At 63.7% G+C, this 14,021-nt stretch carries 15 protein-coding genes; 10 read left to right on the plus strand and 5 right to left on the minus strand.

Translation table 11 applies throughout. The features are described 5' to 3' along the window. Positions 1-13: 13 nt before the first annotated feature. Positions 14-997 carry a spore coat U domain-containing protein gene (locus P9239_RS21710; RefSeq protein WP_309754702.1) on the plus strand — a complete coding sequence of 328 codons (984 nt, stop codon included), beginning with the start codon at positions 14-16 and terminating at the stop codon, positions 995-997. A 97-nt stretch (positions 998-1,094) separates the two neighbouring features. After that, entirely contained in the window at positions 1,095-1,397 is a 303-nt protein-coding gene (locus P9239_RS21715; RefSeq protein WP_309754703.1) for a hypothetical protein, read from the plus strand. A 21-nt stretch (positions 1,398-1,418) separates the two neighbouring features. On the opposite strand, the gene P9239_RS21720 is transcribed toward P9239_RS21715, so the two are convergent. The 4 genes from P9239_RS21720 to P9239_RS21735 all read right to left on the minus strand — a co-directional run bounded on the left by P9239_RS21720 (position 1,419) and on the right by P9239_RS21735 (position 4,632). Beyond that, entirely contained in the window at positions 1,419-1,850 is a 432-nt protein-coding gene (locus P9239_RS21720; RefSeq protein ID WP_309754704.1) for a hypothetical protein, read from the minus strand. Between the two features lie 117 nt (positions 1,851-1,967). Beyond that, positions 1,968-2,189: a DUF3079 domain-containing protein gene (locus P9239_RS21725; protein ID WP_309754705.1), complete on the minus strand. Its 222-nt coding sequence runs from the start codon at positions 2,187-2,189 to the stop codon at positions 1,968-1,970. A gap of 96 nt (positions 2,190-2,285) precedes the next feature. After that, a complete protein-coding gene (locus tag P9239_RS21730) occupies positions 2,286-3,494 on the minus strand; it encodes a nitronate monooxygenase family protein (protein ID WP_309754706.1) in 1,209 nt (402 codons plus the stop codon). 394 nt (positions 3,495-3,888) lie between these two features. Then, entirely contained in the window at positions 3,889-4,632 is a 744-nt protein-coding gene (locus P9239_RS21735) for a hypothetical protein (protein WP_309754707.1), read from the minus strand. Positions 4,633-5,049: 417 nt separating this feature from the next. On the opposite strand from P9239_RS21735, the gene cyoA reads away from it, so the two are divergent. The 8 genes from cyoA (at position 5,050) to P9239_RS21775 (ending at position 12,536) form a co-directional block, all read left to right on the plus strand. Beyond that, positions 5,050-5,934 (plus strand): ubiquinol oxidase subunit II, encoded by an 885-nt coding sequence (cyoA, locus tag P9239_RS21740; protein WP_309754708.1) that lies wholly within the window; start codon positions 5,050-5,052, stop codon positions 5,932-5,934. A 3-nt stretch (positions 5,935-5,937) separates the two neighbouring features. Then, positions 5,938-7,947: a cytochrome o ubiquinol oxidase subunit I gene (gene cyoB, locus P9239_RS21745; protein WP_309754709.1), complete on the plus strand. Its 2,010-nt coding sequence runs from the start codon at positions 5,938-5,940 to the stop codon at positions 7,945-7,947. Then, on the plus strand, positions 7,948-8,553 hold the full coding sequence (cyoC, locus tag P9239_RS21750; RefSeq protein WP_309754710.1) for a cytochrome o ubiquinol oxidase subunit III: 606 nt from the start codon (positions 7,948-7,950) through the stop codon (positions 8,551-8,553). Beyond that, a complete protein-coding gene (gene cyoD / locus P9239_RS21755) occupies positions 8,553-8,885 on the plus strand; it encodes a cytochrome o ubiquinol oxidase subunit IV (RefSeq protein WP_309754711.1) in 333 nt (110 codons plus the stop codon). The genes cyoC and cyoD overlap by 1 nt, the downstream gene beginning before the upstream one ends. A gap of 162 nt (positions 8,886-9,047) precedes the next feature. After that, positions 9,048-9,575, plus strand: a complete 528-nt coding sequence (locus tag P9239_RS21760) for a 2,4'-dihydroxyacetophenone dioxygenase family protein (protein WP_309754712.1) — start codon at positions 9,048-9,050, stop codon at positions 9,573-9,575. A 64-nt stretch (positions 9,576-9,639) separates the two neighbouring features. Continuing rightward, entirely contained in the window at positions 9,640-10,941 is a 1,302-nt protein-coding gene (locus P9239_RS21765) for an MFS transporter (RefSeq protein ID WP_309754714.1), read from the plus strand. A 23-nt stretch (positions 10,942-10,964) separates the two neighbouring features. Next, positions 10,965-11,693 (plus strand): SDR family oxidoreductase, encoded by a 729-nt coding sequence (locus tag P9239_RS21770; protein WP_309754716.1) that lies wholly within the window; start codon positions 10,965-10,967, stop codon positions 11,691-11,693. A gap of 45 nt (positions 11,694-11,738) precedes the next feature. After that, entirely contained in the window at positions 11,739-12,536 is a 798-nt protein-coding gene (locus P9239_RS21775) for an IclR family transcriptional regulator (protein WP_309754718.1), read from the plus strand. 4 nt (positions 12,537-12,540) lie between these two features. Here P9239_RS21775 and P9239_RS21780 read toward each other — a convergent pair whose 3' ends face one another. Next, a complete protein-coding gene (locus P9239_RS21780; protein ID WP_309754719.1) occupies positions 12,541-13,974 on the minus strand; it encodes an AarF/UbiB family protein in 1,434 nt (477 codons plus the stop codon). Between the last annotated feature and the right edge of the window lie 47 nt (positions 13,975-14,021).

Genomic DNA, 14,021 nt, shown 5'->3' on the forward strand with positions numbered 1-14,021 from the left:
AAGGAGACACGTGATGAATAACGCCGCGAGACGGAAGTTCGACTGCTGGCGACTCGGCCTCTGTGCGTTGCTATTGGTTTTGTCACCGCGCTTTGCGTGGTCGCAAAGCTGCGCCTTCACCACCAGCAACATCAATTTCGGCGTGGTCAGCACGATCAGCGGCGCGCCCGCCGACGCGACGGGAACCATCGGCGTCACTTGCACGGGGTTCTCGACGGCGACCGTGAGGCTGTGCCTGAGCCTCGGCGCGCCGGGAGGCTCGACATTCACGCAACGCTACTTGAGCGGGCCGTCGGGGAACAAGCTCACAGCGAACATCTACTCCGACGCTTCGCATCAGACGATATGGGGTTCGTACTATTCATCGGGCTCGCCGCCGCTCGTGCAGCTGGATCTTCCGGTGACGGCCGGAAGCGCATCGACGAACGTGACGATGTATGGGCGCATCGACGCGAACCAGGTATCCGCAGTCGTCGGTAGCTACACTTTGCCGTTCACGACGAACGACACGCTCTTCGCGTACTCGGGCTATACGGGCACGCCGCCGAGTTGCAGCAGCTTCACCAGTCCCAATGGCAGAACCGCCTTGACGCTGTCGGCGACCGTCATCGCGGATTGCAACATCGTTGCGGCACCGCTCGCGTTTCCCGCCGCCAGCCTGCTGAATCAGCCGCTTCAGGCGACGAGCACAGTGCAGGTCACGTGTGTGTCAGGCGCACCCTATACCGTCGCACTCGACGGCGGCACGACGCCCGGCGGCACCGTTGCGATGCGCAAGCTCGCGCTTCAGTCGGGCGCCGCGACCGTCGACTACCAGTTGTACACGGACGCCGCTCGCACCAAGCCTTGGGGCGACGGCACGAATGGCACGACGACGAACACGGGAACGGGCGTCGGTTCATCGCAGTCGTTCGTCGTCTATGGCGTGGTGCCGGCTCAGACATCGCAGCCCGCCGGCAAATACTCGGACACGATCACAGCGACGGTCAGCTTCTGAAGGCGCTGTGACGCGCGGATCTTTCCGACGTGGCATCATGAAGGCGCTGTCCGCCATCCACGCAACGCCATCCACGCAACCGCTTGCCGGAGACGCCATGGAAGTGACCATCAGCGAATTGACCGGGCTGCTCGAAGAACTGGAACGCGAAGACCCCGTCGATTACGGCGACCTGCCGTTCGGCGAGCCGGAACTGCGCGGTCTCGTATTGACGTCGCTGCTGGAAAGGCATCGCAGCCTGCAGGCAAGCGGACTCAATCCCGGCGACGTGAACGTCACCTACATGCTGACCACGGCGCTGCTTGTGATCGAGAATCTGGTGTTGCACGCGCGGCTGCTGTTGCTGCAAGGACAGCGCATCGATGTGAGCGCGCTGTTGCGCAAATATTCCGGCGGATGATGTTAGCTGTCGCGCCGACGCTCAGTCGCGCGGGCGGCTGGGCGCGCGATACCCCGGAATCTGATGCAACGCCTGATGGCACGCCTCCGACAGCGCGGCCAGCCGTTCGACGCTCGCGCGCAACTGCGCATGCGTCTGTGCGATGCCGTCGCGCAGCATATCGATGCGCGGCGTGATGTGGTCTTCAATCGCCTCGCCGATCGCGCCGCATGCTAGGAGCGCCTCTGCATCGTGGCGCGCTTCCCGCAATTCGATCACATGAAGCTTGTTCTGCGCGAGGAGCCGCGCGTGCGCTTCGGCGAGCTGACCGAGTCCCATGGCGCGCATTCGCTCGATGAAATGTCGCATGGAATGCAACGTGGCCTCGCCGGCGTCGTAGGCCATGAATTCAACATCGTCTATCGGCAGCGACAAACGGCCTTCCGGGGTTTCGAACTCGAGCTTCGTGGGCATGACGGCGGCAACGCGTGGTGTGGGTTGCCAAAATTCTAGGCACGCCGATAGCGTCATTCCGTAGGAGAACGCCGAATTACGAGCGCGGGCTTGCGGTCACTGCATTTCGCGCGCCGCTTAACGCGCCTTCATTACAGCCGGTTGAATGGACGTGGCCTGATCGACGATGTCCAGCCCCCAGTCGCCGAACGTGTACCAGTCTTCGCCCAGAAGCTCGGCCGGATGCTGCGTGCGGCTAGAGCCGTTTCCGCAACGCAGCGCATCGGCCGCGCAATAGTGGTCGCAGCCCCAGCAGTTGCGTTCCGGATGCTTTGGATGGACGGGGAATCGCTTCGACATGTGTCTTTTCTCCTTGATCGGGTACGTCTAGCCGCGTCAAAGAGGCTACGACGGGCCCGGTAGCCGGCCAATAGGACGAATTCGAACGTTCGGCGGTCAGCAAGCCGCGACGGGCGCTTGCGTATTACCGGTCAGGAGCAGTTCGATCAGTTCGCGAACGCTGCGAATGGCCGCGCCGAACGGCAATTTCTCGCGGCCACGGAAGAACAGGCCGTTGCCCACGTCGCCGCGCAGCGCCGCGGCGAGCCGCGTGTCGATGCAGAAGTGTCCGAACTTCTCGATGCCGTCGCGCAGCCCGCACGCGCTCAGGCACTCGAGCGCCGTCGGGCATGTCTGCTTGCGCGCGCCGATCTTCGTGCGGATGCGCTCTTCGTTGCGCAAATAGCGCATGAGCCACGGCGTCTTGACGGCTCGCGCGGGCAGCCCCGTGACGCTGACGAACTCGACGATATCGTCGGGCGTCGCCTGCGCGAGCACGCGCTTGAATTCCGGATGTGCGTCGCCCTCTTCCGTGACCGCGAAGGGCGTGCCGATCTGGACGCCGTTCGCGCCGGCCGCGAGCCACGTGCGCACGGCTTCGTGGCTGTTGATGCCGCCCGCGACGATCACCGGCACGTCCGAGCGCGCAAGTCCGAGCGACACGAACGCCGTCTCCAGTTCGGCGAGCACGCGCGCAAAGCCGAAACGCTCGTTGTTCATGTCCGACACGTCGTTGACGCCGAGGTGCCCGCCGGCATGCGCCGGATGTTCGATCACGATGGCATCCGGCAAGCGCCCCTTCTTCATCCACTTTTTCAGGACGAGCGCGACGCCGCGGCTGTCGGAAAGAATCGGAATCAGTGCGATATCGCAGCCTTGCGTCAGATCGGGCAGATCGAGGGGCAGGCCCGCGCCCATGACGATCGCGTCGGCGCCCTCTTCGCAGGCCACACGCACGTAATCGGCATGGGCGCTGACCGCTTTCATGACATTCACGGCGATCATGCCGCGACCTTCCGACAGTTCACGCGCGCCGCGAATCTCGCGCGCGAGCGCGGTCAGGTTCGCCCGCTCGAGCGTTTCGCGCGAGGGATCGGCGCGGCAGATGTCCAGCAGATCGGCGTGATGGTGACGCAGATCGATACTGGCGATCGTGCCGACCGCGCACTCCCGCGCGACGCTGCCCGCCAGCCGATGCGCGGAGATGCCGACGCCCATGCCGCCCTGCACGATGGGCAGCACGCTGCGCCCGCGAATGACGAGGGGCGCGAAATCATGCCGCCATGGGCTTGGAGAGACTTGGGTTCCAGCTTGATATCGATTCATGATCTGACTGCCTGATTTGACCGGCGCGAGCCGTCGAAGCGACGCTTGCGCCAAGCGACGTTCATGGTGTTTCGTAGCGATTGGGCACGGCAGACGCGCGTTGAAGTCGAGCTTGCACAAGCTGCTGCGCTCGTGGAACGGCATATGATGTACGGCGCGTCAGACGGCCTCACGCAGTCCAGCCGGTGCGACGTTTCGCACCGCGCATTCGCACACGATAAGTTAAGCCCACACTTCTCGTCCAAAGCGCCCATGTCTTTAGATCGTAGCTCTGGCCGTCTCCCTCGACAAGCAGCCCAAACTTGCTGTTATTGACGATCGTCACGGGAACAGCGGTTCCATCTGCACGCTTCCCACCGCTGGCGCAGATGTACGACCGGGCGCGGCTTCTTGATCATCCGTTGCGCTGCAAACCCTTCGGCACGCTGTAGCGCCCGTTTCGATACTCAAGCGTGAAGTGCGTCCGTTTCGGCGCGCCGTCCTTGTTGACACAGACGCCCTTGGTCATGCGCGAGACGCTATGCACCGTCTGCTCCGCGATGTAGAGCGACGCGTAACCTTCTGCGCCGGGCGCGCCCACCGACAGCGTTCGCTTCGTGGAGTCGTACCAGCCGTCGCAACGCGTGTCCCATTCGCCGCTCGCCTGAGCGACCGTCAACTGATCGAGCACGGGACGCAGCGTGTGTCCGTCGAACGTGTAGAGACTGAGTGTCACTTCGCCATATGGCGCGGGACGCGACGAGCCGTCGTAACTCACGCGCACGCCGAACGCGCGCTCCTTCGGCGCGAGTCGATAGCGCGCCGTCTCGAGCGCGAGATCGGCGGACCCGGCCGCGTCCCGCCTGATCGCGCCGGCCTGAAACACGTGCGCGACGATCGCTCCGGTCGCACTGTCGGCGACGAGCACGTCGAGGTCCCCCGCGCCGTTCTCCGACTCCATGTCGTCGCCAGCGAACGCAAGCGCCGCGAGCGTCAACGCGGGATTCGCGGGCCACGTCTTGCACACGCTGAGCGTGCTATCGAGTGTCTTGTCGGCGTGCAGCGTATTCGCCCACGTCTGCATCATGTCTTCGCAACCGGCGTGCGCGAGCATCGGGGCCAGCAGCGTGGCGGCCAGAGTGATGAGTTTCTTCTTCATGTGTGTGGTGTCGGGCTGTGGTCGCCCCGACGGCGCCAGAACGCGGCTGCGCTACGGGGCCCCGCATTTTGAACGCTTACATTTCGCTCAATGCGTCGCGCAACACCATTTGACAAGAAACGTCCTTCGCTATGCCAAATTTTGATGCATTCGATGTCGAACGTTCTTATCGCTCGCAAGCGTGACGCGATGCCGGCAGAATGGCGGGTTCAGCGCTAGCAAACGCGTACTCATGCACGCGCTCATTCGAAAGGCGTAACCCGCGCGACACAGCGTCGCAACACCGCGTTTTACGACCAAATTCCATAGATTCGCAACATCGCGATAAATCTCGCGTGGCATGATCGCGTCGCGGCGCAACGCCGTGAAACGGCGTTCTTCCCAAGGACGCTTCGATCCAAAAAACCAGCGAATGCAATGAATGAAAATACTCACCGTTTAGCAGCGCCATTGTTATCGGGTTTGTTGGCCAGTGTCTGTTTATCGGGATGCAATCTCGAGGTGCTCGACTCGAAAGGCGTGATCGGCGCGGCGGAAAGCTCGCTTATCGCCACCGCGACTTTCACGATGCTTCTCGTCGTCGTTCCGGTGATTCTGCTCACCCTGATCTTTGCCTGGCGCTATCGCGCATCCAACACGAACGCCACGTACGCGCCGAAATGGACGCACTCCACGGCCATCGAGGTCGTCGTCTGGGCGATCCCGGCGGCCATCATCCTCTTTCTCGGCACGCTGACGTGGAAGAGCACGCACGAACTCGACCCGTACAAGCCCATACAGTCGAACGTGAAGCCGATCAACGTCGAAGTCGTCGCGCTCGACTGGAAATGGCTCTTCGTCTATCCGGACCTCGGCATTGCGTCGGTCAATCAGGTGGCGTTCCCGGTCGGCACGCCGGTCAACTTCCGCATTACGTCGGACTCCGTGATGAACTCGTTCTTCATCCCGCAGCTCGGCAGCCAGATCTACGCGATGGCGGGCATGCAGACGCGTCTGAACCTGCAAGCCGACCACGCGGGTGACTACGCGGGCATCTCGGCGAACTACAGCGGCGCGGGCTTCTCCGACATGAAGTTCCGCGCGCTCGCCCTGTCGCAGGCTGACTTCGATTCGTGGGTCAAGAAGGTCAAGACCGCGCCCGAGGCACTGGACATGAACGTTTATGCGGGCGTCGCGCGTCCGAGCGAGAAGGTCGCGGTCCGCTACTTCTCGACCGTCGATCCGAAGCTCTTCAACAACATCGTCGGCAAGTACAACAACGGGAATGTCACCGTTGGCACGAATTGCGTAACCAAGGGGTAAGCCATGTTCGGCAAATTAACGCTTGAGGCGATCCCGTACCACGAGCCGATCATCATGGGGGCGACCGTCCTCATGGCGGTCATGGCGCTCGGGACGGCCGCCGCTCTCACCAAGTTCGGAAAATGGGGCTGGCTCTGGCGCGAGTACCTGACTTCGACTGAGCACAAGCGCATCGGCATCATGTATCTGGTCGTCGCCGGACTGATGCTCGTGCGCGGCTTCGTCGACGCCGTCATGATGCGCGCGCAGCAGGCCATCGCGCTCGATTCGCCGGGCTTTCTGCCGCCGCATCACTACGACCAGATCTTCTCCGCGCACGGCACCATCATGATCTTCTTCATGGCGATGGCCCTGCTCGTGGCGTTCTTCAATCTCGTGGTGCCGCTGCAGATCGGCGCGCGCGACGTGGCGTTCCCGTTCATCAACTCGCTGTCGTTCTGGATGACGGCGATGGCCGCAGTGCTGATCAACCTGTCACTCTTCATCGGCGAGTTCTCGGCGACGGGCTGGCTCGCCTATCCGCCGCTGTCGGAAACGCAGTTCAGTCCGGGCGTGGGCGTCGACTACTACATCTGGGCGCTGCAGTTGTCCGGTGTCGGCACGCTGCTCACCGGCGTGAACTTCTTCGTGACCATCGTGAAGATGCGCGCGCCCGGCATGACGTGGATGAAGCTGCCGGTGTTCACGTGGACGGCGTTCTGCTCGAACGTGCTCATCATGGCGACGTTCCCGATTCTGACCGTCGCGCTCGCGCTGCTCGGCCTCGACCGCTATCTCGGCATGCACTTCTTCACGAACGATGCCGGCGGCAATCCGATGGTGTATCTGAACCTGATCTGGGCGTGGGGCCACCCCGAGGTCTACATTCTGGTTCTGCCGGCGTTCGGCATCTATTCGGAAGTCGTCTCCACGTTCTCGAAGAAGCCGCTCTTCGGCTACAAGACGATGGTCTGGGCGACGTGCTGCATCATGGTGCTGTCGTTTCTCGTGTGGCTGCACCACTTCTTCACCATGGGCTCGGGTGCGAACGTCAATGCCTTCTTCGGCATCATGACGATGATTATCTCGATCCCGACCGGCGTGAAGATATTCAACTGGCTCTTCACGATGTACCGCGGCCGCGTGCAGTTCACCACGCCGGTTCTGTGGACCATCGGCTTCATCATCACGTTTACGCTCGGCGGCATGACGGGCGTGATGCTCGCCATTCCGGGCGCGGACTTCGTGCTGCACAACAGCCTGTTCCTGATCGCGCACTTCCATAACGCCATTATCGGCGGCGTGGTGTTCGGCTACTTCGCGGGCGTGCAGTTCTGGTGGCCGAAAGTGTTCGGCTTCAAGCTCGACGAAAAGCTCGGCCGCAATGCGTTCATCTGCTGGTTCGTCGGCTTCTTCGTGGCGTTCGTGCCGATCTACATTCTCGGCTTCATGGGCATGACGCGCCGCCTGAATCACTACGACAACCCCGCATGGCAGCCGTATCTGGTGGTCGCGGCGTGCGGTGTCGGCATCATTGCGCTGGGCGTGGCGTTCCAGGTCGCGCAGATCGTCGTGAGCGTGATTCGCCGTAATCAGCCGGCTTATCGCGATGTCACGGGCGACCCGTGGGGCGGACGTACGCTCGAATGGTCGATCAGCTCGCCGCCGCCGGTCTACAACTTTGCGCATGTGCCGGCCGTTCGTGAACTCGACGACTTCGCTCACGCGAAGGAAACGGGTCGCGTCGAAACGCGTCCGTTCCGCGACATCCATATGCCGTCGAACACGAGCGCCGGTTTCCTGGTTGGCGTGTTCGCGCTGGCATTCGGCTTCGCGGCGATCTGGCATATCTGGTGGCTGGCTATCGTCGGTCTGATCGGCGTCGCAGCGGTCGTGATCGGCTACAGCTTCGGCGAGAACGCCGGCTATATCATCCCCGCCGCCACGGTGAAGGCGACCGAAGAGCGGAATCGTCCGCCGAAGTCGCCCGCCAAGGCCGGCGCGGGGCGCGAAATGGAACTGGAGGTGCTGTAAATGTCGCAATCGACGCTTTCCGCGCATGACGCGCACGAGCACGAACACCAGCCGTCTCATTCGGTGTTCGGCTTCTGGTCCTACCTGATGACCGACTGCGTGCTGTTCGCGTCCCTCTTCGCGACCTTCGCGATGATGGCGAACCAGTTCGCGGGCGGCCCCACGGCCAAGGATCTCTTCAATCTGCGCGATGTCGCCATCGAAACCGGACTGCTGCTCACGAGCAGCCTCACATTCGGCTTCGCGATGATCTCGGCGCATCGCAAGCAGACAGGCGGCGTGCTCGCGTGGCTCTTCGTCACGTTCGCGCTGGGCGCGGGCTTTCTGTGGCTCGAACTGCACGAGTTCGCCCACTTGATCGCCGAAGGCGCGGGCCCGCAGCGTAGCGCGTTCTGGTCGTCGTTCTTCACGCTCGTCGGCACGCACGGTTTGCACGTCACGCTCGGCCTCGTGTGGCTCGTCGTGCTCGCCGTGCAAATCATGCAGAAGCCCGAGTTGAACGAGCGCCAGATTCGCCGGCTCGCGTGCCTCAGCCTCTTCTGGCACTTCCTCGACATCGTCTGGATTTGCGTGTTCTCCTTCGTCTACCTTGCGAGCGTCGTCTAATGGCTCATACGCATACAACGCATAGCGATATTCCGCACGTCACCGTGGGCGGGTATCTCGCCGGCTTCGTGCTGGCCGTCGTCCTCACGGTGGCTTCGTTCTGGCTCGTGACCGCAGGCAAGGCGTCGGGCGAACAAGGGCTCGTCTGGCTGGCGGTGCTGGCCGCCGTGCAGATGGTCGTTCATGTGGTGTTTTTCCTGCACGTGAATACGTCGAAGGGACAACGCTGGCATGCCCTGTCGTTCGCGTACACGATCCTGATGTCGCTCGTGATCATCGTCGGTACGGTGTGGGTCATGCATAACGTGCACATGCTGATGATGGCGCGATAAGGCGCCGCAGTTCGCGTGCAAAAGCGGGTCCGGTTCCGGGCCCGCTTTTTTTTCGTCCGCCGTTTTCGCACCCGCTGACAAATCTTGACATTTCGCCGACGCAGCGCGACCATTTGTCCATAATTTGATTCTACGATCCACATTATGGACACAGGAGACGCGATGCCCGCGCCAAAACCGTCGGCGGACGCAATGACGCCGTACCAATATCCCAATCCCAAGGAAGCGCAGAAGGAAATCGTCATCGGCCATGCCATTCCGACCGACGAGCGCGAATGGGTCGCGCAGGCCGAGAACGTGTGGTTTCGCCCACTCTGCCTGAACGTCTCCACCGGCTACTGGATGAACCTGCTGCGCGTGCGCAAGTCCGGCGTGCTTTCGCGGCATCGTCATCCGCAAGCCGTTCACGGCATGGTGCTGAAAGGCCGCTGGCGTTATCTGGAGCACGACTGGGTCGCGACAGAAGGCAGCTATGTCTTCGAGCCGCCCGGCGAAACGCATACGCTGTACGTGCCGGAAGACGTGGAAGAAATGATCACCTACTTCCAGGTGAACGGTGTCATGTTCTATTGCGATCCGTACGGCAACTACACCGGGTACGAAGACGTGTTCACCAAGGTCGATATGTGCCGCAAGCACTATGAATCGGTCGGGCTGGGCGCGGATTTCGTCGACCAGTTCATCCGCTAGTTCGTCGGACAGCCAAACCACCATAAGAGCCGAAGCGCCAAAGAAGCGCATTCGGGGAGACACCATGCAAAGCAAATCGCCGCGCATCAAGCGCATTCAGTGGATCGCGCTCACTTTTTTGACGCTCGCCGGGATCGTGAATTATCTCGACCGCAGCACGCTGTCCATCGCCAATCATTCCGTCACGCAGGAACTCGGGCTCTCGGCATCGCAGATGGGACTGCTGCTGTCCGCCTTCTCCTTCGCGTATGCGTTCTCACAGTTGCCCATCGGCGTGATGCTCGACCGTTTCGGCGCGCGCATCATGCTCGGCCTCGGCATGTTCGTCTGGTCGGTTGCGCAGTTGTTCGGCGGCCTCGTCACGAACCTGCATCAGTTCCTCGCGGCGCGCATCGCGCTCGGCATCGGCGAAGCGCCGCAGTTTCCGGCCGGCGCCAAGGTCGTCTCGGAATGGTTCGCGCAACACGAGCGCGGCAAGCCCACCGGCATCTTCGTCACGTCCTCGACGATCGGCCCCGCGCTCGCGCCGCCGATTCTCACCGTGCTGCTGCTCAGCTTCGGCTGGCGCAACATGTTCGTCATCATGGGCGTGCTGGGCATTGCGGTGGCGATCGGCTGGTACATCGTGTATCGCAACCGCAAGGATATCGCGCTGGAGCCGCAGGAGATCGCGCATCTGACCGAAGGCGAGCCGGCGCAGCGCACGGAGCGCAGCATGAGCTTCGCGGAGTGGCGCGGGCTCTTCGGCAAGGCGACCACGTGGGGCATGATCTTCGGCTTCATGGGCGTGATCTACATGGTGTGGCTGTATCTGACGTGGCTGCCCGCCTATCTGGAACACGAACGGCATCTGACTATTGCGAAGACGGGCTGGATCGTGTCGATTCCGTATCTCGCAGGCACGCTCGGCATGCTGTCGTCGGGTTTCATCGCCGATGGACTCATGGCGCGCGGCGTCGCACCGATTCGCAGCCGCAAGTGGCCGATCTGCTCGGGTCTCATCGGCGCGGCGCTCTTCACGGTTCCGGCTGCGTTCACGCCGAACCTCGCGCTTGCCATCACGTATCTCTCGGCGGCGATGTTCTTCGTCAACATGGCGAGCGGCGCGGCGTGGGCGCTCGTCTCGGTGGCGGCGCCGCGTCACATGGTGGCGTCGCTCGGCAGCATTCAGAACTTCGGCGGCTATTTCGGCGGCTCCTTCGCGCCGTTCATCACGGGCCTCGTGGTCGACAAGACGCATTCGTTCGTCAACGCGTTCCTGATCAGCGCGGGCGTCGCGTTTGCAGCCGCGCTCGTCTACATGTTCGTCGTGCGCGTGCCGATTCAGGACGCCGAGCAGCCGGCGTCGGCCGTTCCCGTCGTGTGAGCGTGAGCACCAAAATGAGCGATATGACTTTTCAGACTGATCTCTTCAAGGGTAAGACCGTCGTCGTCACAGGCGGCACGCAGGGCATCGGCGCGGGCATCGCCCAGCAGTTCGCCGGGCTCGGTGCGCGCGTGATCGCGGCGGGCATCGCACCGACCGATGCCCAGCGCGACGCGCTCGGCGGCAGCATCGAAGTCGCCGCGCTCGATGTCGCGGATGCCGCCAGCGCCGCCGATCTCGTGAATCGCCTCGATGCGCTCGACGTGCTCGTGAATTGCGCGGGCATGATCAAGCGCGGCGACGAACACGATATCGAAACGTTCGAGCGCGTGATCGCCGTCAATCTGAACGGCACCATGCGCATGTGCGCCGCCGCTCGCGGCTTGCTCGCGAAAAGCGACGGGAGCATCGTGAACACGGCGTCCATGCTCACGTTTTTCGGCGGGGGTCTCGTGCCCGCATACAGCGCGAGCAAGGGCGGCGTCGCGCAGCTGACGAAGTCGCTTGCCATCGCGTACGCGGCCGACGGCATTCGCGTGAACGCGGTCGCGCCCGGCTGGATCGCGACGCCGCTCACGCAGGCGCTTCAGGACGACGGCGGGCGCTCGCAAGCGATTCTGGATCGCACGCCGATGAAACGCTGGGGCTTGCCCGAGGACGTCGCGCGCGTCGTCGCGTTTCTGGCGTCGCCGGCGGCGGCGTTCATGACGGGGGCCATCGTGCCGGTGGACGGCGGCTATCTCGTGGCGTGAGCGGGCGTCGATATAATCGCCGCGCCGCCGCTTCCCTCTCCGATCATGTCCGCTGATCCCGCCTCTCTCGACGCCGCCCGCGCAACCGGCACCGCCGCGTTCTCCAAGTTCATGGCGGTGCTTCAGTTCATCGCCGATTCCGCCGAGCCGCCGACTATCGCGCGTCTGACGGCGCAAAGCGGGTATCCGCGTCCGACGGTGTACCGCATCGTCGGCGCGTTGATGGCCGAAGGGCTCGTCGTCGAAAGCGCGCGCGGCGGCTCTTATACGCTCGGTCCGCGCCTGATGTCGCTTGCAAGCCGAAGCTGGGAGCGCTCCGACCTGCGCATCGCCGCCGCCGACGCTTTGCAGACACTGCGCGACGCCACGCAGGAGACCGTGCATCTGGCGGTGAGAAGCGGCGCGGAAATGGTCTATGTCGAAAAGCTCGAAAGCCCGCACGCGGTGCGCATGGCATCGCGCATCGGCACGCGCGTCACGCTGTATTCGAGTTCCGTCGGCAAGGCGTATCTTTCGAAGCTTTCACATGCCGAACGCGATGCGCTTCTGCAAGGCATCCCGTTCCAGCAGTTCACGCCGAATACCATCGTCGATCGTGCCGCACTCGATACGGAACTCGACGCGTGCCGCGCGCGCGGCTACGCCGAAGACCGCGAGGAGAACGAAGCGCAGATTTTCTGCTACGGCAGCGCGATCGTCGGCGCGAACGGCGCGCCGCTCGGCTGCGTCAGCGTGAGCATTCCGCTCTTCAGAAAGAGCGCGACGCCGATGGAAACCTACGTCGCGCCGCTCAAGGCTGCGTGCCGCGCCATTGCCGAGCGGATGAGTCCCGGCACGCGCTAAAGCGTCAGAACGTGTTGCCTTGTGACGCGCCCGCGCGCTTTGCGATGAGCGTCGGCAGGCGCGGCAGCAGTTGCGGCCAGTGCGTCGCTTCCTGCGCCAGATGCGCAAGCAAACCGTGGCAGCCGAACTGATCCGCGGCGAGCCGCGCGATCACGCGCCGCGCGATTTTCCAGACATCGACATCCGGCGCGACCGTGTGCGCCATGCGCTCGATCGTCTCGACGGAGCGCGACAACAACACCGCCCGCGACGCGATCCGCCCGTGCGCCGCGCTGAACATGTGCTCGGCGGGCGCCTTGCCGATGGCGTCGAATAGATGGGAGACGTGCGTGCCCTGCCGCGCATCCGGCGACGAGAAGCGCTCGGCCTCGCGGCGATACGTCGATTCCACGCGCACTTCGTGATGCGCCGCGTGCTGCTCCGGCCGCCCGTGTTCGAAATGCGTGCGCGCCGCCGCCTTGTGATCGCCTTCCAGCAGCGAATTCGACACACCGACGATGAAATCGCGCTCGTGCGCAGCGAAAAAGGACATGGCGTTATCGGCTTCGAGCACGATCTGGCCGCGCGTGCCCGGCTCGACACTCACGCGCGCTCCCGCCGCATCCAGCCCCGCGTGATACACGCCCTGCCCGAGCGCCATTTCGAAGAACGCTTCGATCAGCGTCGCGACGAGATCGGCCTGTTGCAAGCCGTGCGACGCGAGCGCATGCCCGTCCGACAGCGGCACGGTTTCGATCGCGCGAGTGGTCAGCACGGCGTCGTTGCAGAAATCCCAGAGGACTTCGGGCACCGCGAGGCGGCCGTCTTCGCGCAGACGGTAGCGCAGATAGCTCTGGTCGGCGGCGCGCTGGCGTAGGTCGATCATCGTATTCACGCTCTCGCGCACGAGGGCGAGGCACTGCACCGCCTGCAGTTCGCGAGCCGTCGCCGAGCGCCGCTCCGCAAAGCGCGCGGCGGCAAGCGCGAGATCGAGATCGTCGGCGAGTTCCTGGCGGGCATCGGCGCGAAGCAGCGTGACGCGCACCGGCACGCCATCGATGCGCGCCGCGTGCGTCTGTTCCGCAATGCCCGAGCGCAGCGGCAACGCGCTGATATCCGTCATTTCGGCACGCGGCGCCGCCGCCAACGCGATGGCGCATGCACTGCGGAATCGCGCGGCGTCGTAAGGCGTGAAGAGACCCTCCATCTCCGAGAGCGCCACACGCACAGCGGCTTCCGCGAGCGCGGGATGGCGCGTGAGCGCCCCCGACGCGAGCGAAAACACGCGCGGCAATTGGCGCAGCGCCGGCATACCGGCGGCGAGCGGCGCGGCGCGCGCGCCGTGCAACGCAAAGAAGCGCGCGATGCGCTGCATCGACGCGCCGTCGTGGTTCGAATGGCTTTCGCGGGCGAATGCCCTGCCGAGACGCCAGAGCGTTGCGAGTCGTCGGACGGACAAAAGAGGTCTCTTAGGCTTGAGGGTGCCGTGGCATCCGGCTTGCTCGA

It is taken from the genome of Caballeronia sp. LZ062 (genome assembly GCF_031450785.1).
In the GTDB taxonomy this organism is placed as follows: domain Bacteria; phylum Pseudomonadota; class Gammaproteobacteria; order Burkholderiales; family Burkholderiaceae; genus Caballeronia.

What these genes read in the sequence shown, in the direction of transcription:
- P9239_RS21710 (WP_309754702.1), top strand. Translation starts at nt 14, where the DNA reads ATGAATAACGCCGCGAGACGGAAGTTCGACTGCTGGCGACTCGGCCTC.
- P9239_RS21715 (WP_309754703.1), top strand. Translation starts at nt 1,095, where the DNA reads ATGGAAGTGACCATCAGCGAATTGACCGGGCTGCTCGAAGAACTGGAA.
- P9239_RS21720 (WP_309754704.1), bottom strand. Translation starts at nt 1,850, where the DNA reads ATGCCCACGAAGCTCGAGTTCGAAACCCCGGAAGGCCGTTTGTCGCTG.
- P9239_RS21725 (WP_309754705.1), bottom strand. Translation starts at nt 2,189, where the DNA reads ATGTCGAAGCGATTCCCCGTCCATCCAAAGCATCCGGAACGCAACTGC.
- P9239_RS21730 (WP_309754706.1), bottom strand. Translation starts at nt 3,494, where the DNA reads ATGAATCGATATCAAGCTGGAACCCAAGTCTCTCCAAGCCCATGGCGG.
- P9239_RS21735 (WP_309754707.1), bottom strand. Translation starts at nt 4,632, where the DNA reads ATGAAGAAGAAACTCATCACTCTGGCCGCCACGCTGCTGGCCCCGATG.
- cyoA (WP_309754708.1), top strand. Translation starts at nt 5,050, where the DNA reads ATGAATGAAAATACTCACCGTTTAGCAGCGCCATTGTTATCGGGTTTG.
- cyoB (WP_309754709.1), top strand. Translation starts at nt 5,938, where the DNA reads ATGTTCGGCAAATTAACGCTTGAGGCGATCCCGTACCACGAGCCGATC.
- cyoC (WP_309754710.1), top strand. Translation starts at nt 7,948, where the DNA reads ATGTCGCAATCGACGCTTTCCGCGCATGACGCGCACGAGCACGAACAC.
- cyoD (WP_309754711.1), top strand. Translation starts at nt 8,553, where the DNA reads ATGGCTCATACGCATACAACGCATAGCGATATTCCGCACGTCACCGTG.
- P9239_RS21760 (WP_309754712.1), top strand. Translation starts at nt 9,048, where the DNA reads ATGCCCGCGCCAAAACCGTCGGCGGACGCAATGACGCCGTACCAATAT.
- P9239_RS21765 (WP_309754714.1), top strand. Translation starts at nt 9,640, where the DNA reads ATGCAAAGCAAATCGCCGCGCATCAAGCGCATTCAGTGGATCGCGCTC.
- P9239_RS21770 (WP_309754716.1), top strand. Translation starts at nt 10,965, where the DNA reads ATGACTTTTCAGACTGATCTCTTCAAGGGTAAGACCGTCGTCGTCACA.
- P9239_RS21775 (WP_309754718.1), top strand. Translation starts at nt 11,739, where the DNA reads ATGTCCGCTGATCCCGCCTCTCTCGACGCCGCCCGCGCAACCGGCACC.